10 protein-coding genes are annotated in these 22,868 nt (G+C 36.8%); all 10 read right to left on the bottom strand.

Annotated features, from left to right (window positions below):
* Window positions 1-8 precede the first annotated feature (8 nt).
* The gene (locus tag JAZ75_RS02805) at window positions 9-2,390 is read right to left on the bottom strand and encodes an ABC transporter permease (protein ID WP_208700157.1); all 2,382 of its coding nucleotides are present in this window, start codon (window positions 2,388-2,390) and stop codon (window positions 9-11) included.
* Between the two features lie 135 nt (window positions 2,391-2,525).
* Window positions 2,526-4,898, bottom strand: a complete 2,373-nt coding sequence (locus tag JAZ75_RS02800) for an ABC transporter permease (RefSeq protein WP_208700155.1) — start codon at window positions 4,896-4,898, stop codon at window positions 2,526-2,528.
* A 164-nt stretch (window positions 4,899-5,062) separates the two neighbouring features.
* Window positions 5,063-7,468 (bottom strand): ABC transporter permease, encoded by a 2,406-nt coding sequence (locus tag JAZ75_RS02795; protein ID WP_208700153.1) that lies wholly within the window; start codon window positions 7,466-7,468, stop codon window positions 5,063-5,065.
* A 52-nt stretch (window positions 7,469-7,520) separates the two neighbouring features.
* A complete protein-coding gene (locus JAZ75_RS02790; RefSeq protein ID WP_208700151.1) occupies window positions 7,521-9,926 on the bottom strand; it encodes an ABC transporter permease in 2,406 nt (801 codons plus the stop codon).
* 46 nt (window positions 9,927-9,972) lie between these two features.
* Window positions 9,973-12,372 (bottom strand): ABC transporter permease, encoded by a 2,400-nt coding sequence (locus JAZ75_RS02785; protein WP_208700149.1) that lies wholly within the window; start codon window positions 12,370-12,372, stop codon window positions 9,973-9,975.
* 71 nt (window positions 12,373-12,443) lie between these two features.
* Complete coding sequence (locus JAZ75_RS02780; RefSeq protein WP_208700147.1) at window positions 12,444-14,843, bottom strand: ABC transporter permease; 2,400 nt, start codon at window positions 14,841-14,843, stop codon at window positions 12,444-12,446.
* Window positions 14,844-14,897: 54 nt separating this feature from the next.
* Window positions 14,898-17,297, bottom strand: coding sequence for an ABC transporter permease (locus JAZ75_RS02775; RefSeq protein WP_208700145.1), 2,400 nt, complete (start codon window positions 17,295-17,297; stop codon window positions 14,898-14,900).
* Between the two features lie 24 nt (window positions 17,298-17,321).
* Window positions 17,322-19,724 carry an ABC transporter permease gene (locus tag JAZ75_RS02770; RefSeq protein ID WP_208700143.1) on the bottom strand — a complete coding sequence of 801 codons (2,403 nt, stop codon included), beginning with the start codon at window positions 19,722-19,724 and terminating at the stop codon, window positions 17,322-17,324.
* Window positions 19,725-19,764: 40 nt separating this feature from the next.
* Window positions 19,765-20,442 carry an ABC transporter ATP-binding protein gene (locus JAZ75_RS02765; protein WP_132773513.1) on the bottom strand — a complete coding sequence of 226 codons (678 nt, stop codon included), beginning with the start codon at window positions 20,440-20,442 and terminating at the stop codon, window positions 19,765-19,767.
* 49 nt (window positions 20,443-20,491) lie between these two features.
* Window positions 20,492-22,858, bottom strand: a complete 2,367-nt coding sequence (locus tag JAZ75_RS02760) for an ABC transporter permease (RefSeq protein WP_208700141.1) — start codon at window positions 22,856-22,858, stop codon at window positions 20,492-20,494.
* Window positions 22,859-22,868: the final 10 nt, after the last annotated feature.

Genomic DNA, 22,868 nt, shown 5'->3' with positions numbered 1-22,868 from the left:
GGTCCTAATTACTCGTCTCTTAAGCTATTTGCAGGATTGATAATTGCAGCCTTAATGGATTGAAAACTAACTGTAAGTGCCGTGATGAACAATGTGAGAATACCTGAAAATAAAAATATAGATATAGGTAAATTAGTTCTAAAGGCAAACCCCTGAAGCCAGTCATTTGCGAAATATAAAGCAAGAGGAATCGCAATAATATTCGCAATAATGACTAAGATGAAAAACTCCCGATTCAGCATTTGTATAATGTGGAAAACCGTCGCACCTAGCACCTTTCTAATCCCAATTTCCTTTGTTTTTACTTGTGCGGTGTATGTACATAAACCTAAAAGACCTAAACAAGATATTAAGATGGTTATGACTGCAAAGAAGTTAAATATGGTACCCTGTTTTTGTTCACTTGTGTATAGTTTTTGATAGCTTTCATCCAGGAAATTATAAGTGAAAGGCATATTATTATAGTATTGCTTCCAAATTTTTTCCATAGCGCCTATAGCATCAACAGTTTTATTTTCATTCGTTTTTATATAAAGCTGCCGAGAATTTTTTGGATTAAACTTAAAAACGATAGGTTCAATCTTCTGACGTACACTAGCGTAATTAAAATCTTTCACGACACCAATAATAGTTCCAGGTACAGTTCGGATTCTCAAACGGGTGCCAATAGGATTTTTTAACCCCATCTCTCTAACAGCTGTTTCATTTAGAATAAAATGGGTAGAGTCCGCTAATGAGCCCGTAAAGTTTCGTCCTTCTACTAGTTTTATCTTAAAGAAATCGAGCGTATGTTGATCTGAATGCGTGATATTAAACCATAGATTTGACTTTGCAGGTTTTCCTTCCCAATCGTTATCTCCAGTAGCATCTCCGCCGTGTATCATATCACGACCTAGTCGGATTACATCATTTATTCCTTCGTTTTTGATCAGTTCATTTCTGATGGCATCAAAATGTTCGCCCATTTTTGATCCCATAGGAACCGCGAAAATATGGGTTTTTTCGTAGCCAAGATTTTTGTCGCGGATAAACTCTAATTGACGACCAATGACAATTGTCATGGTTATCAAAACAATAGAAACCGTAAACTGCAATACAACCAATACTTTTCTGGAACTAGATTTTTTCATTCCCAGATTACCTTTTAGGACTTTGATAGGATCAAAAGTTGATAGCAGTAATGCTGGATAGATGCTCACTAAGAGAAGTGTTCCAATCAGTAAGATGAAAATGTAGACCCATAAATTAATACTGGCGAGATCCAATGCTATTTGTTTTCCAGAGAAGTTATTAAAAGAAGGGAGAAAAATAAAAACGACCGTTATCGCAATGGTTACTGCAAAAAGAAACAATAATGTAGTTTCTATGATAAACTGAAAGAAAAGTTCCCTTTTGCCAGCCCCAATAATTTTTCGAATTCCGACTTCTTTGGCCCGATTTAAAGAACGTGCAGTCGAAAGATTAATATAATTAATACTCGCTATTGCTATAATCATCAGGGCGACTCCCATAAAAATATGTACAGCGCCGATTCCTCCATCGCTACCATCCATGTGGTATAAGTGAACTTTAGATAGTGGTTGTGCTACGTAAGGTACAGGTGTATCTTCAGGTTTATTGCGTTCATGTATCTGTTGTAACTTTTTAGTTAAAGCAGTGAGGTTCGCTTGGGGAGTTAGCAGTAGATAAGTTTCAAATGAAAAACTGGACCAATCCATATCCATCGATGACAAATATGTTTTGTTGTCATAAGTGGTTTTATTTTTTACGTATGCCTGCTCATTAAACCTAGAAAGGGGAAGAAGTACCTGCAATTGTAAACTTGAATTTTCGGGATAGTCTGCGATAACACCCGATACCACACAAAGTTCATCTAGACCTATGGTCACAGTTTTACCAATGGGGTCTTCATTTCCAAAATAACGTTGGGCAGTAGTTGCTGTGATGATAATCGAATTGTTGTCTGGAAAAGGTAGCTTTTGATTGCCTTGAACCAAAGGAAAATTAAATACAGAAAAATAGCTCGGATCGACAAAAGCAAAGCTTTTCTCGATAAATATTTTCTCTTTATATTTGATGGGACCATCTCCGATTTTGAGGATACGAACGGCATCTTTAACTTCCGGAATCTCTTTCTTTGCAAAAGTACCAACAGGAGCAATGATATTCTCAAATATTTTTTTAGTTATTCCAGTTCCACCCTCAATACCAATTTTATAGATCCGGCGCTCATTTTCATGGAATCTGTCAAAAGAAAGCTCATCTTGAATCCAAAGTAATAGGAATATCCCAACGATTAATCCAGCCGACAATCCTAAAATATTAATGGCAGTATAAAATTTATTAGAGAAAATACTTCGCCATGCGATTTTTATATAATTCTTTATCATGATTGAGTCGATTGTCAGTTGTTAGATTTAATTGGTCACTATCTTCTTTTTAGCAACATAGAAAGCCGTTGATTTTAAAAACCAACGACCCTCATTTTCACACTTAATACTTAACTTATAAAACACGTATGTTAATTATTCATCTCGTAGGCTATTGATCACATTTACTTTTGCCGCACGAATGGCTTGATAACTAATGGTCAGCCCTGCAATTAATAGCGCTATACTTGCGCCGATTAAAAATATCCAAACATTCAATTCTGTTTTAAAGCTAAAATTAGCCAGCCATTCATTTGCAAAATACCAGGCAAGAGGACTTGCAATTAAAATTGCGATGATGAGTAAGCTCACAAACTCTTTACCTAATAACTGAACAATTTGTGGTATGCTAGCACCTAAGACTTTGCGGATTCCGATTTCTTTTACTTTCGTTTGTGCCGCATTGGTGGCCAAAGCTAAAAGACCTAGTGAAGAAACGAAAATTGCGATCGAAGCAAAGATGTTGAAAAGCAATCCGGTACGTAAGTCCGATTTGTACATTTTATCGAATTTGCTATCCAAAAATGTATATTCGAAAGGTTGTTCTGATGGATAACTATTAAAAATCGTTTTTACCTTCTCAATTGCTTTTTGAGCATTTGAAGCAGTCGTTTTAACATATAAGGTACCTGCATAACGATGAGTCCAAAAGACTAGAGGTTCAATCTTATTCTTCAGATTACTGAAGTTGAAATCCTTTACAACACCAATCACCGTTCCGGGTACCTCATGTAATGACATTTGCGCGCCAACATACGGTTTTTCCAATCCCAATTGTTTGGCCATCGTTTCGTTGATGATATAACTCGACGAGTCGGCAGGTACACCTTTGATATTATTTCCTTCAATCAATTTTAAATTCATTAGTGGAATGAAATTTTTGTCTATGGTTGCTTGGGTTACTATGAGTGATTGATCTTTAGTACGATTTGGCCAGTCGATATCTCCAGTTGAACTGCCATAGTCCATTGGATTATATATTCCATTAATGGAGTAGGAAACAATGGAAGGATCTTCAGAGAGTTTGGACGCTACAGTAGATTTATTTTCAACGGCTCCTTCATTGAGCTCTACGGTAAAAATATATGAAGTGTCATATCCTAAGTTAAATTCGCGGATAAACTTCATCTGCTTTTCAATAACCAAGGTGCAGATGATTAAAATAATTGATGATACATATTGAAATACAACCAAGCCCTTTCGGAAAATACTATTTGTGGGTTTGGATGATTTGCCTTTAAGTGCTGCAATAGGTTTGAAAGATGACAGTTGAATAGCAGGGTATATGCTGGAAAATAAAACGGTCATTAGCAAAGAAGACCCTATTAAAAGCCAAAGTGTGGGATTATTCAGATTAAAAGCCATTAATTTTCCCGAAATACTATTATAAGTAGAAAAGGATAATCCAATCCAGATAACTGCAACGCAAGTTGCTAAAATAAAGGTTAGGAAGGTTTCGGCCATAAATTGAAAAAACAGTTGTTTACGGCTTGCGCCCACAATTTTTCGAATACTTACCTCCTTAGCACGGTCCATAGCCCGAGCTGTAGCAAGATTAACATAGTTAATAGCTCCAATAAAAAGTAGGAGTAAAGCTACTGCACCAAATATCTGCACCATGCGTAAGGCTGATTTGTTTCCGTCAGGAGCGATTAAATGTTTATCAGCAAGTGATCCCAATTTAAAAATGGTATTTTTATTACCTTCTCTAGCTTTAATATAGCTATTATTTATTTGAGCAATTGCTTGATCAGGGTTTGCTTCTGGAGTTAATTTGAAATAGGTATCAAAGGAGTAATTACCAAGATCTTCATCAATCGTTTTCCATATTCCATTGCCTCCATTTTCAGTAAAAATTTTTGCACGATAGGTCATTGGAAAAATTGCATCGTATCTTAATGTTGAATTCTGAGGCATATCAACGAAAACTCCCGTGACGAAAAATGGTGTTTTCTCAAATAAAATCATCTTGCCAATGGCATTTTCTCCTTTAAACAGTTTTTGACTTAGCGCTTCGCTTATGGTCACTTCGTCTATATTTGTCAATAAGTTTGGCTTACTGGATTGTAGTAGCGGAAAAGAGAAGAAATTAAAGAATGAACTATCTGCATAAGCCATGGATAAACCCGTGTAAGAATCTTTTTGGTTCTTTAGGCTAATGATGCCAGAATACTCGCGGGCTATTCTCACTGATGATGCTATTGCAGGAACGTCTTTTGCATAGAATCCAACTGGCCCAGGTGTGTTACTAGAAATGTTTTCTTTACCACCTCCCTTCCAGATGTTATGGACATTGTATATCTGTTTATAATCTTTGTGGAAACGATCAAAACTGATTTCATCCTGTACCCATAGCAATATCATAATTGCTGTGGCAATGCTGATCGAAAGTCCTAAAATATTGATGGCGGTGTAAAACTTGCTCTTTTTTAGATTTCGCCAGGCAGTTTTAATATATTTAAAAATCATAAAGGTTTAATTGATTATATTTTTGTTCCTTTTCTAATTTTAAAGTCCAATCCGTGAGCCATAGTGTTAATTATCTGTTCTACAACTGTTTGTGTTGTATTGTTTGGTTTTGTAAGTGTACGTTTCCGAACAGTTGGCGTTCGCAAACGTACATGTATGCTAAATTACTGATCTCTTAAACTATCAACAGGATTTGCCTTTGCAGCTTTTAAAGCTTGATAACCGACAGTTGTTAAAGCAATGAACAGCGCACTCACTCCCGCTATACCAAACATCCACCATTGCATATCAATGTGATAAGCAAAATTATTGAGCCACTTACCCATTGCCCAATAGGCTACCGGTATGGCAATACATATAGCAATAATGACAAGTTTGATGAAGTCAAGAGATAATAATTGCATGATGCCAAAAACACTAGATCCAAGTACCTTACGGATGCCAATTTCTTTGGTGCGTTGTTGAGCGGTATAAGTCACAAGTCCCAAGAGCCCTAAACAGGCAATAAAAATTGCAAATCCTGAAAATGTGGTGAAAATTCTTTGGAAACGATAATCTGCTTCATATTGACGTTTAAAACTCTGATCCAAAAATGTATAATTAAAAGGAATCTGGGGAGCTAGGCTTGTCCAGATCTTTTCGATGCGGGCAATAGTTTCCGGTTGATTCGCTTGTTGCAATTTAATCGTTATAAATTTGCTGCTCCACGGTGATAATCGCAAAGCAAGTGGTTCAACCTTATTATGTAAAGACATATAGTTAAAGTCTTTTACAACGCCGATAACCTGTCCCTCTTGTCCCCATTGCGTAAAACGCTTTCCAATAATATCCTGTGGATTATTATAGCCCCAAAGTTTAGCTGCAGCTTCATTGATTATCATGGAGTGCGCAGTGTCGGCAGGAAAATCCCGGGAATAAGCCCGTCCTGCGACCATTTCAATCCCCATGTTCGGGATAAAATCAATATCCACCTCAAAAAGTGCAGGACCCAACATCGTCATTTTTCCTTCTTTAGTCTCTATCTCTGTGCCCGCATTAGGGAAAAATGTACCCGGAACACTGCGCGATGATGATACCGCTATGACGTCCTTATCTCTCTTAAACGTATTTTTAATTGCTTCTAAATTCTTGTTGACCCCATCGTCAAAATTATAATCGATAACCAGCATCTGATCTTTCTGAAAACCAAGATTCGTATGTTGCAGGTGATATAATTGTGAAAAGACAATACAGGTTCCTGCAATAAGTACAATGGATAAACCAAACTGAAAGATTACTAGTCCTTTTCTTAAAAATTGACCACCAGCAGCGGTTTTAAATGTTCCCTTTAAAACTTCAACAGGTTTAAAACGTGCTAAAATAAAAGCAGGATAGCTGGCGGCAATAATTCCGGTTATTGTCACGATACCTAGAAAGATACTGAATGTAGTCAAATTGAATAGACTGCTCCATGCAAAATGTTTCCCTGCAAAGGCCTCCATGGAAGGAAGAAGAATGATGACTAATAGCAAAGCTAGCAGTGCAGCGATAAAAACTAAAGCGAGCGATTCGAACATAAACTGTAGGATCAAGTTACGGTGACTGGCTCCAATCGCTTTTCGCACACCTACTTCTTTCGCTCTCTCCATGGAACGAGATGTAGCCAAATTCATGAAATTTACACAGGCGATGAAAAGGATAAATAGACCTATGATAGCAAATATGTACAGATTCTGTACGCTCCCCGTTACACCAGGCTGTCTGCCTGCAGACGAATGCATATAGGCATCCAGCATCGGTTCAAGATAGAAGTTAAACTTTCCCTCTGCAGAAGCAACATGCTTTTTGAGAAATTGCGGAATTTTCTTATTAAAATTAGAAAGGTTAAATTGATCTGATACCAGTATGTAAGTATAAAAATCGACATAACCCCAGCTGTCAAAAATATCTGAACGCGCTTGTTTAAATGTATTCATCGACAACAAGGCATCAAATGTAAAGTGCGAGTTGGTAGGAACATCTTCAATAACTGCTGTGACTTTGTATAGTCCTGGGTCTGCCCGTCCTGCGGCAAGACCGCCTTCTAATGTTTTGCCAATCGGATTTTCATTTCCAAAATATTTTTTGGCTGTACTTGCTGTTAAAACAGCAGTATAGGGCGCTGTCAAAGCGGTTGTTGGATTACCAGCCAGTACTTTCCAGCTAAACACATCAAATGCAGTTGAGTCCATGAAAAAAACACGTTCTTCCTGAAATACTTTTTCTTTATTTTTTAAAGAAATGGATGTAACTCCTGAAAACTGAACCACATTCTTGACTTCTGGGAAATCAGCTTTTAAAGCTGGACCTATAGGGGCAACCCCCCATACATTACGTCTGATTAGTTTTTCGTTGTCTTCGAAAGAATTAATAACACGGTAAATGCGGTCTTTATTTACATGGTATTTATCATAGGATAATTCATCATGAATATATAAGACGATTAATAAACAGCAAGCTAAGCCTATGGCTAGCCCAACGATGTTGATGGAAGAATAACCCTTGTTTTTCCAAAGATTTCTCCATGCGATTTTTATATAGTTCTTGATCATTGTTTATATTTTAGGTCTTTATTTCTTTTGAAGTATGTAAGCTTTAATTGTATTATTCATCTTTTAAACTATTGACAGGGTTAGCAACCGCAGCCCGTATAGCCTGTGAACTGACTGTAAATAGCGCAATGACGACAGCTAAAAGTCCTGTAATAGCAAACATCCACCATCGAATGTCGATGCGATAAGCGAAATCTTCCAACCACATGTGCATCATCCACCAGGCAATAGGGGAGGCAATAATGATGGCAATGACCACTAATCGAATAAATTCAAAGGATAACATACGCGCAATATCAGGCACAGAAGCACCGATTACTTTTCGGATTCCAATTTCTTTTTTACGTTGATGCGTGGTGAAAATCGCCAATCCCAATAATCCAAGGCAGGCAACAAAAATGGTCAGTGACGCAAAGATAGTCAGTAATTGTCCGGTCTTAAGTTCCGACTGATAGGTCTGATTATAACGATCATCAAGAAAAGAATAATCAAAGGGCAGATCCGAAGGATATGCATTGTAATACTGTTTTACTGTTGCCAGTAATTTTTCCATGTCTGTCGCCTTAGTTTTGATAATCAGATTTCCTGCCTGATCATTCAATACCATCACCAAAGGAGCAATAGTTTCATGCAGCGGTTTAAAATGAAAATCTTCAACAACACCGATCACCTGCAAGACCTTATTATCCTTATCGGTTAATGTTCGACCAATGATATTATCTTTCCAACCTAGATTTTTGGCAGCAGTTTCGTTGATCACAACCGATAGGCTATCGTTGCCATAGGTTGTTGAAAAATTGCGCCCTTCTTTCAACTTCATACCCATGGTAGGAATGTATTGCTCGTCAACATCATAACGGAGAGTTTTTACCCATTGGTTAGGGCTCTCTTTTGGATAGATAAAAAAATTGTTATTGTAGGTAGCTCCCGCAGGAAGATAAGACGAGTGTGAAACATGTAGTACACGGCTATCCTGAGTTAGGCGTTCAGCGAAAGCTTTTTCGTTAGCTCCTAGAGGCCAGCTTTGAATAATGACAACATTTTCCTTGTCATAACCAAGTTTGATATGACGCATGTAGTACAGCTGACGACTTACCACTACAGTGCTAAATATCAATCCGACTGAAACGATAAATTGAAATACCACAAGGCCACTTCTTAATCCCAGACCATTTCCAGAGGCGTTGAACCTGTTTCTTAAGATCATTATAGGATTAAATGATGATAAGTATAGAGCAGGATAACTACTGGAGAATAAACCGATCAGTAAACCAAAACCAAGTAATAAAGGAATTGTTGTGATAAAGGAAAGCTGTCCGATCTCTAATGATTTTCCAGAAAAGTGGTTGAACAAAGGAAGTGCAAGTAAAACAATGCCTATAGCCAATAGTAAAGCAATATAAGTTGTAAGGATTCCTTCTGTAAAAAACTGTATCAGCAATTTTTGTTTTCCAGCTCCTAATACTTTTCTTACGCCAACTTCTTTAAATCTTTTAGACCCACTGGCGGTCGATAGGTTCATAAAATTGATCGTAGCAATCAGGAGCATAAAGATGCCGATGACTCCAAAAATATAAAGGTATCTGATATTGCCAGACGGACTCAGGTCATATACAAAGTCAGAGTGTAGATGGATATCAGTTAAAGGCTGTAGATATAGTCCGATCTTATTCCCGGTTTTTTTGTAATCTTCATAACTCATTCCGAAACCTGCCATAAACTGAGGCCCCACATGCTTGTTAAATAAGGCCGCGAGTTTAGTCTCCACTTGTTTAACTGTTACATCTTTTTTTAATAGGGCATAGGTATAATATTCCGAAGTCATCCAGGAAGTAGATCGTGCATCTTCAAGCGCATCGATGGAAGTGAAAATATCAAAATTAAAATGAGAGTTTTTGGGTATATTTTTCATTACACCCGTTATTTTAAGAATTGTCCCATTTCCCTTTATTGGTAGTTCTTTCCCGATCACATCATTGGTATTGAAGTATTTACGTGCCATCGTTTCAGATATAATAGCAGTATTCGGCTCCGCTAATGCGGTTAAAGGATCTCCTTTCAATAAAGGTAATGTGAATATCTTGAAGAAGGATGCATCAACATATGCTAAATTGGCATCGTGAAAAACCTGGTTGCCTATTTGAAATAGCGGAATTCCTCCCATGCGTAAGCGAGCCGTTTCTTCGACATCCGATAATTCAGCCTTCATCGTTGAAGCAACAGGTGGCATGATATGAGCTTCCTTGATATCGCCACCCTTTACTTTTCCTTTAAAAACTACGCGAACGATGCGGTCAGCCTGTTTATTAAAACGATCATAGCTAAGTTCATCAGTGATATACAGACTGATGAGTAAGCAGGTCGCAATGCCTAAAGCTAATCCACATACATTAATTAATGAAATAGAAATATTTCGCTTTAAGTTTCTTATTGCTATTTTAATGTAGCTCTTGATCATGGCTGTAATTATTTAAGATGTTAACATTAATGTCTAAATTTTAGCTTTATTCATCGCGCAAACTCTCAACGGGATTTGCGTTTGCGGCTTTGATGGAATGATAGCTCATGGTAATAAATGCAATAAGCAAAGTAATCACTGCAGGAATTGTAAACATCCACCAGCTAAGCGTAATTTTGTAAGCAAAATCATTCAGCCAATGATTCATCGCCCACCAGGCAATTGGAGATGCTATCAGAATCGAAATGAAAATTAATTTGATGTATTCTTTGGATAGTAATGCAATGATTCCAGAAATTTTGCTACCCAATACCTTACGGATTCCAATCTCTTTTGTCCGTTGGGCTGTAGTAATCGTCACAAGACCAATCAGTCCTAAGCAACTTAATAAAATGGTTATTGAGGTAGACAAATTGATTATTTTTGAAAACTTCGTATCGTTTTCATATTGATTTTTTATTTGCTGATCATAAAATTCGTATTTAAATGGAGCATTTGGATAGTATTTTTTCCATTCCTTTTCAATCTGTTGCAAGGCAGATGGCCATTTTTCCTGATGATCCGGCAATTGAATACTCATATTCTTTAATTGTCCTTTTTTGTTTGAAGGTCTGAGCTCTAAAGGGCCAATTTTACTATGCATATTTTTACTGTGAAAGTTATCAATCACGGTAACGATTTGTCGATCCTGATCATCTATTTTTACAAAATTACCAATAGCCTCTGATGCAGATTTAAATCCTAGTTTCTCAATAGCCACTAGATTTAGAGCAATACCTGAAGCTGTGTCCGATAGTTTAATCGCTCGACCAGCCAGTATATTGATATTGTATAATTTAAAATAGTCATCATCTATAAACTTAAATTGATGATCCACCCGTACTTCTCCGGTATCACTTTTTACAACGATCGAATTACCCCAATGATCACCGCTCATCGGGAGATGCCCCAAAGAAACGTTTTTGATGACAGAAAGTCCTTCCAAAGCATGCTTATAGGTGAAGGGATCCGTATCAGCATTTTGAAAGCTTTTATATGGAAGCTGTAGCGTAATAATTGCTTCTTTGTTGAAGCCCAGTTTACTATTTAAAGAATGTTTAAGTTGCATTCCGATGATAAACGTGGAGACAACAAATATTTGAGCAATCACAAATTGAAATACAATAAGTGTTTTTCGTAAAGACAGGCCGCCCATTTTCACTTTACTGCCTCCTGTAATTTTGATAACTTCGGAGATTTTAACTCGATTAATGAGCATGGCCGGATACCAACTAGATAGTAGTGTGATTAAAATTGTCGTCCCGGCTATAAATGATAGAACCGTTAAGTTGTCAGCAAAGCTGTACATCTGCTGCGGAATGTAGGAACTTAAGCTCGATTGGATAATTTTAACTAGTGGCCATGATAACAAGAGTGCCAATATTGTGATGATAAATGTTTCGAGAAAGAAGATGACGGTTATTCTCTTTTGACTCTCTCCCAACGTTTTTCTGATACCTATTTCCTTTGCTCTATGTGGAACTTGGGCTGTCGTTAAATTGATATAGTTTATGCAAGCAAGTATCAGTAGAAATATTCCGATGCCAATAATGCCATACATTGTTTTTTTGTCGCTACTTTTTTGTGCAAATGATGTGAAATGTAATTCAGATAGCGGAATTAAGTTTGATGACATACTGAAGCCGTATTTTTTAAATTCTTCATTGGTCATCTCATGGAATTTAGCATTAACCGATTTTAAAATGGGAGCAATAACGTTCGGCGATTTAACCTTAATAAACATCTGCCAATTGGAATTAGAATTTGTCCAAGTGGTACTTGTCCAATCCTTTGTCGGAATCTGCATAAATTCTTTACCGATAAAACTACTTGGGTAAGCTAGATCTTCCACGATTCCAGCAACTGTAAATAACGTACTGTCGTAGGATAAGGTTTTGCCAATAATATCTGCAAACGTGTTTTTCGGGAAATACAATTTTGCTCTTGATGCCGTCAAAACCACTTCATTAGGGTTCTTAAATACGATATCTTTATTTCCCTGCAACCAGTGATAATCGGTGAGTTTGAAATAATCTGGTGTAGTTCCAATAATTTCCTTTGGGTCTTCAAAAACTAATGCTTTACTATTCGGTAAACTGACCTTTTCAAAATATTCACTGAATACAGGAACAGATAATGCTACATCAGAAAAATTATCTTTTACAAAGGCGGGTAGTGGTGCAGGAATACCGTCAAAATGATCTGTTTTGTTGTTTTCAAGATAGCTCGTGTGGACTTTATAAATCAATTCCTTATCAGGATGTTTCTGGTCAAAACTAAATTCATAATTGACAATACGGAATATCACCCAACAGGCACTGATACCGATGGATAACCCTACAATATTAAGTAAGGTGAAGAGGCGGTTGCGCCATAATTGTCTAAATATTAATTTAAAATTGTTCATTATCGTAAGGTTTATTATTGATTTTACTAACAGAATCAATAGTGTTTTTTTTAGTATTGATTAAAAACGGTTTACTCATCTCGCAAACTTTCTACAGGATTTATTAAAGCTGCTTTTAGTGCTTGATAGCCTACGGTTACAAACGCGATTATCAGAGCAAATAAGCCAGCAATCGCGAATGACCATAATGGGAATGCAATTCTATCATTGAAATCTTGAAGCCAATGAGAAAATAGCCACCAAGCTACAGGTATTGCAATAAATAATGAAAGTATAATCAAATTTAGAAAGTGGCCGGAAAGCAATTGAACGATTTTAAAAGTACTTGAACCAAGTACTTTACGTACTCCAATTTCTTTTTTTCGCTGCTGAGCGGTAAATGTCGCTAAACCAAATAAACCCAAACAAGCAATGAAAATCGTTAAAATGGAGAATGTTGAAATGATATTATTTGTTCGGTTCTCGGCTGTGTAATATTTCTTGATGTGTTCATCTAAAAATTGATAATCAAATGCTGCCTCAGGAACCTGTTGTGTAAATAATTGTTGGACTTGGGTAGTATAGGAAGATACGTTTTGCGTATCGTATCGAATAAGTAAATAACGATAACTTTCATTGGGGTTGTGCATACGGTAATACATATACCCACCAATGGATTCTTTTAAACTTTGAAAGTTAAAATTTCGAACTACTCCTACAATAGTCGTATTTGGAGTTATTTCAGTTGGAATATTTTGTCCTACAGCATCGCTTGGATTTTCATAGCCTAAATAGGCAGCAACGACTTCATTAATCAAAATATAACAGGTAGAATCTGTAGGAGCTAATACTTCCGGTAGATCCTTTCCTGCAATAAGCTGTAGTCCTAGTGTGGGAACTACAGCTCCAAGACTACTTGAAGTATTGATTGGTAGACCTTCATTCGTATCCCCTGGTTTATGCATTGTTTTTCCACTTTCACCAAAACCAGGGAATGTTTGTAAAGTAGCGATACTAACAGTGCCTGTTAACTTTTGAATAGATTCTTTAATATTCTTTAATTTGTCCATAGAAGGTACAGAGCGTATTGGAATCGTAACAATGTTAGTCGGCTGATATCCGAGATCTTTTCTAGAGATATGGCGCATCTGTAGCGAAATGATAATAACACCAATAATCAATATAATAGAGCAGGTGAATTGGAATATAACTAACCCCTTACGCAGATAATGGGTAACCTTACCTTGTGTAATGATATTTTTCATAAGAGACAGGCTCGGGATATTGGCCATCATAAAGGCGGGATAACTCCCACCTACAAGTGTAATAATTAGCCAAATAGTCAAACAGATTCCTATGTTTTCTAGCGTAAACAAGTTCGAAACAGCAATACCAGAACCAATCACATGGTTAAATAAAGGGAGAGCTACGAGAGCCAAAACTATTCCAAGGGTAATGGAGAGAAATGCAATAATTCCTGTTTCAATGTAAAATCGAAATTTGATTTGGTTACGATGAGCCCCCAATACTTTGTTAATACCAACTTCCTTCGCATTTTTTTGTGAACGAGCGGTCGCCAGATTCATATAATTAATACATGCGATCAGTATAATAAGAAAGGAAAGAAAAAATACTGTTTTTACAGTTTTCATGTTTCCTTCGCGAGTGGACATATTATCACGTAAATCCTTTGAGTTTAAATAAACTTGGGATAAAGGCTGTAAATAAAATTGAGTAAAATATTGATTTTCTTTTGGAATATATTTATCAATAAGGGCCGTTGTTTTTTTTGCTATTTGAGCGGGATCTGCATGATTGTTTAATAAGCAAAATGTGTAGTAGCTGGCATTTGACCAATAGAGATCTTTCCCCATCCAAGAATCCATCATATTCAAGAAAATATCACCTTCAAATGAACTGTTCGCTGGAAAATCCTGAAATACACCTGAAATATTTAAGGTATCTCGCTGATTGATGATGATTTTTTTATTTAATGCAGATCCTTCACCAAATATTTTACTTTTCTTACTGGATGAAATAACAACATTTTTTGGATTTGAAAAGGCAGTAAGACTATTTCCTTCTATAAATTCAACATCAAATACATTAAATAATGAGGAGTCGGTTAGGTAAATATTTTTTTCGATGAAATTATTATCATTAGCACGGACAGAACCAAACCCTGTAAAATCTAGCCTTACCAATCGGGCGGTTGATTTTACTTCAGGAATATCATCTTGCATTGCGGGACCAACCGCATTAGGAAGATTGCTCCATTTCTCATAATTATATTTCCCGTTGGACTCCAATAGAACACGATATATATTGGCTTCCTTCTTAAATTGCTTATTAAAACTTAATTCTTGGCGACCGTAAGTTATCAATAGGATAGCAACGGACAAGCTTATGGCTAAACCAAATATATTGAGAATACTGAAAAATCTATTCTTCCAAAGACTACGCCATGCGATTTTGATATAATTCTTTAACATAATATTTTTATAACACAGACTATTAAAACCGGTAAGTGCTTTATTTTTTATATACTACTCATTCCTTAGATTATCAGAGATATTTGAACGGGATGCTTTTACAATATGAATGCATATCGTACAGGCTGCGACAATAAGTAAGACAGCTGCCGATAGTACAAATTGCCACACACTAAGAGATATTTTATAAGCGAAGCCTTGCAACCAAGCATTTGTCGCCCACCAACCAAGCGGGATTGCAATCAATACAGCTAAAGCAACTAGACGTAAAAAATCTTTACCGAGTAACATTCCTAAATCGCTTAAGTCTGCTCCCAGAATCTTACGGATACTGATTTCTTTTGTCCTACGTCCAATTAAAAATGCAGTTAGCGCGAATAGCCCAATAATGGCCATTGCAATGGCTGTAAATCCAAAGAAGGTGACGATACGTTTTAAGCGCAGATGACTCGCAAATAGTTGTTGAAAATTTTCATCTAAAAAAGAGTGACGAATTCCTAAACCAGGTTCAATATCTTTCCATAGTTTCTCAATACCTGCAACCGTTTTGTGCGAGTCACCGCCAGAAAGTTTAACCAAAATCGCACCTCCTGATTGAAAAACACAAGCATCATTACCTATAGTGAAGACAGTCGGTTGTATTTCCTGCTCAAAGCCCAGCACATTAAAGTTTTTCACAATTCCTACCACCTCGATAGGAACACTATCACAGTCAGGGTAACTGATATATGCTCCGCCAGCATGTTTAAGACCTAATTTTTGAGCCGTGGCCTCATTAATAATAGCCGATCTTGTATGCAGGTCAGCATGACTGTCATTGAATGGCCTTCCGTCGACTAAATCAATGTTGAGCGTTTTAAAATAGTCCTGACTTACTTTGACCGACCCCAGGCGATAGGAAGCTCCTGCATGTTTAAAATTCATTGTCGATGTATCCGATAAAACATCACCAGGTACCTTGGTTGTTTTCGCGACAGACTGTACACCTGGTATACGAAGCAGTTCATTTTTAACCTGGTCAAAGTTTTCGTCTCTGTTTTTCTGTATGAATGCTTGCACACGTAGTACCTGTTCACTCGAGAACCCTTTGTCTGACTGCTGCATGTAAGTCAATTGCCGATTAACAACTACAATACTGATAATGAAGAAGGTCGCCACCACAAATTGAACCACAATTAATCCGTTTCGTAAAGCAAGCCCTTGTTTTCCGGTTGAGTAATCACCTTTAAGAACTTTTGTGGTATTATAGCGTGAGAGGAAAACGGCCGGATAAAGTCCGGAAAGCAAGGTGACAGTAACAAGGCAACCGGCAATTTGAGCAATTAATGACCACGAAGATCCTATACCAAATAAATTTAAAGAGACTCCGAATTCCTGATTAAAATAAGGTATGGCTACGCTTAAAAGTAGGAAGGATAAGAATAATGCGATGGTACATTGCAGGGCAATTTCCACCATAAATTGCCAAAATAAACTAGCACGGCTAGAGCCTAGAACTTTTTTGATACCCACCTCTTTAGCGCGTCTCAAAGATGATGCGATCGAAAGGTTACTAAAATTAATTGCTCCGGTAAAGAGAAGCAGTATAGCTAAAACCAATAAGATTGAAATCGTGCCAATATTGCTAGTTCCGTGTTTAGGGAAATTATGGATATCATGAACAGCATCGACAAAAAGACTTGTGCGATTGGCAGATTTGATATACTGATCATAGGTCTTTCCTGTTTCTTTCATAAGTCTTTCCGTATAATAAATACGGTCTATTGCTGTCTCCAAATCATTTCCAGCTAGGATATTTTTGGTTTTAACATACGTATGGAAGGACCAATTTTCCCAATGATAGTTTTGTTTTTCAAATGGTGAACGGTATACGATTTCAATATTCAGATGAGTCGGCCCTTCTGGATTTTCCATAATTGCAGTCACCTCGAAATCAAATGAATTGAATGTTTTAATAGTCTTTCCTATTGGGTTTTCATTTCCGAAAAGTTTATTAGCCATCGATTCACTAATGACCATGGCATTTGGTTTCTGTAGAGGATTTAATGCATCTCCTGCTACAATCTTATATGGAAAGACTGAGAAAAAGAGTGAGTCTGCAGATATGGTACCACTTTGTGAAAATGTTTTTTCTCCTACAGAAAGAGGTACTTCAAAAGTAGCATCTGTTGAGATTTTAGTGCTAGATTCGATTTGAGAACCATTTTCACGCAATAAAGTCGCTAAAGGTGCCTGTGTATTGGGAGAAATATCATTCTCGGCGTCACGAAGCGATACTTTATATACTTTTTCAAGTTCCGGGTCCCAACGGTCATAATTAAGTTCATAGTTGAGGTATAATAAGATCATCAAGAAACTAGTTAGACCTACAGTGAGTCCAAGAATATTAATGGCCGAATACCCTTTGATTTTCCAAAGGCTACGTAAGGTTAGTTTTAAATAGTTCTTTATCATCTTGATTTAGGTTTTACAATTACTTTATTCATCTCTCAAACTATTGACAGGATTAGCTCGAGCAGTTCTCCAGACATTGATACCTATAACAGCAAACGTGGCTATGAATAAGAAAATGATAGTACTAATAAATAGCAGAATAGGGATGTCGATGCGGTATGCAAAATTATCCAACCAATGTTTCATCAGCCAGTATGCAATAGGTATAGCTACAAGTGACGCGATGAGTACAAGACGCGTATACGGTTTTGTTAACAGTAGGATAATGGCAGTACTAGAAGCTCCTAAAACACGACGTATCCCAATTTCTTTTATTTTTTGAGCTAAACTGTAAATGGTTATACCAAGTATTCCTAATAATGCAAGTAAAATACTCACAATAGAAAAGAACGCTATTTGCTGGAATTGCTTTCTATCGTTAGCATATTGATCTTTAACTTGTTGTTCAATCCAACTGACTGGAGCTACTCTTTTGGGGAAGAATTTGTCCCAAGTTTTATGAAGTATTTCGTAGGCCTCTTTTTCTTTTCCAGGTTTCGCTCGAACGAGTAGACTACCATAATCGGATTCTCTGGTAGCTTCAATTGAAATAGTCGTGGGTAATGGAAAGCGAAGACTAGCAGCATGGAAATCTTCGAGTATACCAACTGGTGTTCGTTTTAGTGAGGGTGAACTTTCATTTAATTTGAAGTGGAAGTTTTGATATGTACTTTTTAGAAGTAATACATTAGCGTATCCTGTAACACTATCTGCTGCCGAATAAAAAATTTTTCCATCCAGAGCATATGCTGGTGAAAGTTGACGACCTTCAATCAGTTTTAATCCCATAGTTTTTATGAAGTCAAAATCGGCATCTATGAGTACCATGTTTTCCTTTTTTGTCGGATCTGAAGGGCTCTGAATTTCTTGAAAGTTGACAGCTCCACTAAAAGGTGTCCAACTCGCTAGACTTACCGAAGAGATGTGTGAACTGCTGAGTAAGGTGTTTTTGAAGCTTTTAACTTTTCCTCCCCATTCTTGGTTTTGTAGTAGCAGCAAACCCTTAGGATTGTACCCAAGGTCTTTGTTATCGATGTACTGTAGTTGCTCTTTAAAGGTTAGCATGCACATGCACAATACTGCAGTAATGGCAAACTGTACTCCTATTAGCGTACGTGTAAACCCTAGGTTGATCGATATATTGTGTACAGCGTATTGTTTTTTAAGTCCACTATATATTTTTGATTGGGAAGATAAAAAGGCAGGGATGCTACTGAGTATTATGCCTATTGCCAACCAGATACAAAAAGCAGTTAACATAGGTGATAAAGAAGTATATTTATACGTCAATGATTGTCCTAAATAGTTTTCGAAGTGCGGTAATATTGTTAAATAGCCTATAAATGCGATGAAGAACGAAATAGTGAAGATCAAAATACTTTCTGTAGCAATGTGCATCGCGACTTGTTTCTTGTCGGCACCTAGCACCCTACGAACACCAAACTCTTGTGTGCGCTTTAAGGTATGTGCCAGTGTTAGGTTGATGTAATTGATTGAAATAAGGATGATGATGATGATCCCGATACCCATTAAAATGTACAAATTGGTCATAGGACTTTTCCAGCCAGTGTCAGATTTTAAATGAATGTCTTTGATAGAGCGGAGTTCGATGACACGCTTGTAGTTGGATAATGGGCCTTGTTGGCTTGCATACCATTGGTTTATTTTTTGAGTAATTAAAGCTGTATCAGTACCTGATTTCGTCAGGATGTACTGTCCATGCAAATCTCCTCCTTGTCCAGGTTGGAATACGTTAGGCTTGGGATTTATCAGGATTGCATCAACGTTCAGATGACTGTTTTTAGGTATTTCTTTTATGATTGCACTGATAACATAGGGCTCGGAGTCGCCATGCTCTGGGATATTATAGAAAATTTTGCCAATTACATCTGCTTTGTTAAAATACTGCTGGTGCACCTCTTGCGATATCGCAATATTCTTGAATTGAGAGTAAGTGTGTTTGGGGTTGCCTTCCGTAGCCTGAATGTCAAATAAATTGAAAAAATTGATATCACATTCTAATATACTGAGTTCGACTCTACGGTCATAAACTGAATCTAACATAAGTTTAGAATAGCTTTTCTGAACTAACGAGGCTCCTTGTACTTCTGGAATGACATTGCTTAATGCTTGACCAAGTCCAGCTGGAGCTCGGTCCAGTCGATTGATAGAAGGGTTATCTAAGGAATGGTCTGCTAATTGCAGTCTGTAAAGATTGTCAGCATGTTTCCAATGTTTATCATAGGATAATTGATCGATTACAGTAGAACTGATGAGAAGGATGACCAGTAACCCTACAGAAAGCCCAATTAGATTACTGATTGTGTAGCTTGGCTGTAGCCTTATGTTGCGCCAAGCTGTTCTAAAATAATGTCTTATCATATCCATCTATGTACGTGTTGTTATGAATCAGTGCCTGAAATTTTCCTTATAATGTTGCTGTTTCCATAATGACCTGTCCATCTAACATGCGGATCACACGATCGGAAAACTTAGCATCATGCTCACTATGTGTTACCATAACGATCGTTGTTCCAGCTTCATTCAGCTCTGTTAATAATTGCATCACTTCGTTACCATTATTGGAATCTAAGTTACCCGTAGGCTCATCGGCAAGAATTAGTTTTGGATTATTGACAACAGCCCGAGCCACTGCAACACGTTGCTGCTGACCTCCAGACAGTTGTTGAGGGAAGTGATTGCGTCGATGCATGATCTGTACTTTCTCCAGCACCTCTTCAACACGACGTTTACGCTCTGCTGCAGGAACATTGGTATAAACTAGAGGAAGTTCTACATTTTCAAATACCGTCAATTCATCGATCAGATTAAAACTCTGAAAGACAAAACCAATATTATGCTTACGTAAATCCGAACGGCCACGTTCTTTGAATTTAGCGACTTCAATTTCATTAAATAAGTAGCTACCTTCATCCAAATCATCCAGAAGCCCGATAATATTGAGCAATGTAGATTTACCACATCCAGAGGGTCCCATGACGGCAACAAATTCCCCCTCCTTAACATGGATATTCAAATTGTTGAGTGCCACGGTCTCTACTTCTTCTGTACGATAGTACTTTTGAAGGTTACTGATTTTGATCATATTTTTTGTGCTCATATCTTTATGTATTGTTTGTAATTGTTCTATTTTATTATTGATCTCTTAATGAGTTTGTAGGGTTAGATAATGCCGCCTTTAAAGCTTGGCCTGAAATCGTTATGATGGCGATAACAAGTGCAAGTGCTCCACTGAGTAAAAATACTAGCCAGGAGATATCAATGCGATAACCATAATTACCTAACCATTGATTCATCATGTACCAAGCGATCGGAAAAGCGATCAGGCAAGATAGAAAGATGAGTATAATGAATTCACGATTGAGCATATTGATCAGTCGCGTAACAGATGCTCCCAATACTTTTCGAATACCAATTTCTTTTGATCGCTGTGCTGTTGCAAAAGCTGACAGCCCAAATAGACCTAGGCAAGAGATGATAATAGAAAGGATGGAAAACACTGAGGCTAGTTTTTGAATAAACAGTTCAGATTGAAATGTATTATTAAAAGAATCATCTAAAAACCGATATTCAAAAGGATAAGAGGGATTATATTTTTTAATAATTTTTTCAATTTGCTGAATAACGACCGGAAAATCAACACCATTTTTAGTTTTAATATTTAAGATTCCATTAGATGCAGAAAAAGGAATAAAAATAAGTGGCATTGGCGATGAATAGACACTGTTATAAAGAAAGTTTTTAACAACACCCGCTATTCGAAAGGATTCTGTTCCATAGGTAATCGTACTTCCTGCAACCATTCCATCTTTTTTGATCATTTTTGCGAGAGTCTCATTTACGATAATAGATGTACTATCTCCTAAAAAGTGTGGATTAAAGTTACGTCCATCGATCATTTTCATGTCCATGCTTGGAATAAAACCATCATCAGTTCGCAACATACTAATTAGAATACTGGATTTGGGATCTTTCCCTTCCCATTCAAAGCCACTTGAATTGCTGCCGATATTTAAAACACTCATATCGCTAAGCCCTAAATGTTCAATATTTCCTGTAGCTTTTAACTGATCTTTTATTAAATCAATATGTTTAGATAAATCACCTTGGAGATTGGTGGTAATGACTTGACTGCGATTATAACCTAAATCTCGACCTTTAGCATGGTTTATCTGTTGATAAATGATAATCGTACTTATAATAAGAACAATTGATGCGGTATATTGCAAAACTACCAATCCTTTTCGAATGAAAATTGACGCACCAGCTTTCTGCTTGTGTCCTTTTAACGTCGAAATAGGATTGAATGACGAAAGATAAAATGCAGGATAACTTCCAGCAAATATGCCACATGATAATACAATAGTGAGTAAAAATAATAGATGGTTTGTACTCAATAGATTTACTTCGAGTTTTTGATTGATAATACTATTAAATGGTCCAATGGAGATGTAAACAAACAGAATCGCCAATAGTGCAGAAAGAAAGGCGAAAATCAAAGATTCTCCTAAAAATTGTGTAATTAGAGAATTTTTAGTAGCTCCAACCACTTTGCGCATACCAACTTCTTTGGCTCTTTTTTCCGATCTGGCTGTAGCCAGGTTCATGAAATTGATACAGGCGATTAGTAACACGATGCCAGCGACAAAACTAAATAGTTTAACATTTTTAATTCTTCCCTCTTTTTCGTTCCCATTTTGATCGAATGCATTGTAAAGACGCCAGCGGTTCATCGGATAAAGGAAGTTCTTAGAAAATGTTACTTGACCATTTGTTTTATTTTTAACAAAGTCTAGTAGCTTAGCATTGATCTGATTAACATCGGCATTTTTCTCAAGCTGGATCAAGGTCATGATGCTGTTGTTTCCCCATTCTTTTAACGCTTCTTGTCCGGTCTCAAATTTTTTGAAAGGAATCATCCAATTAAATTTCAGACTGCTATTATTCGGGAAATCTTGTACTATACCAGAAACAATGTATGATTCGTTATTCCCGATACGAACAGACTTTCCAAGTGCGGGTTCATTACCAAATAATAGCTTCGCACCATCCACACTGAGAATAATATTATTGGGCTCTTTTAATGCTTCGGAACGATTGCCCTGCAGAAAATTTATTGATAATAAATCGAGAATTTCGGGTTCGGCATGATAACCATTTAGATAGAGATTATTCTCCCCATTTGAAAACAATAGGGAATTATTCGAACCGACTCTTACTGCATGTTTTATACCAGGAATTTCTTTTTCTATGGCTTGGCTTAAAGGGCCTGGAGTTGATTCAAATACAAAGGTAGCACCGTCATAAGTCTGTTTAGATTTAACAACATATATGTCATTTATGTTCGTAAAGTTCTTATTATAATTTACCTCGTTTTCTACCCATAGAAAAATTAAAGCTGCTGCCGTAATTCCAATAGCAAGCCCAAAAATATTAAGAAAGCTGTAGCTTTTGGTTTTCCAAAGGTTACGAAAGGTGGCTTTTATAAAATTCTTAACCATATCTTTAAGT

The organism is Sphingobacterium sp. UDSM-2020, from assembly GCF_016132525.1.
GTDB lineage: Bacteria > Bacteroidota > Bacteroidia > Sphingobacteriales > Sphingobacteriaceae > Sphingobacterium > Sphingobacterium anhuiense.
The sequence above is the reverse complement of the archived record's forward strand: the minus strand, read 5'-3'. Positions and strand labels throughout refer to the sequence as shown.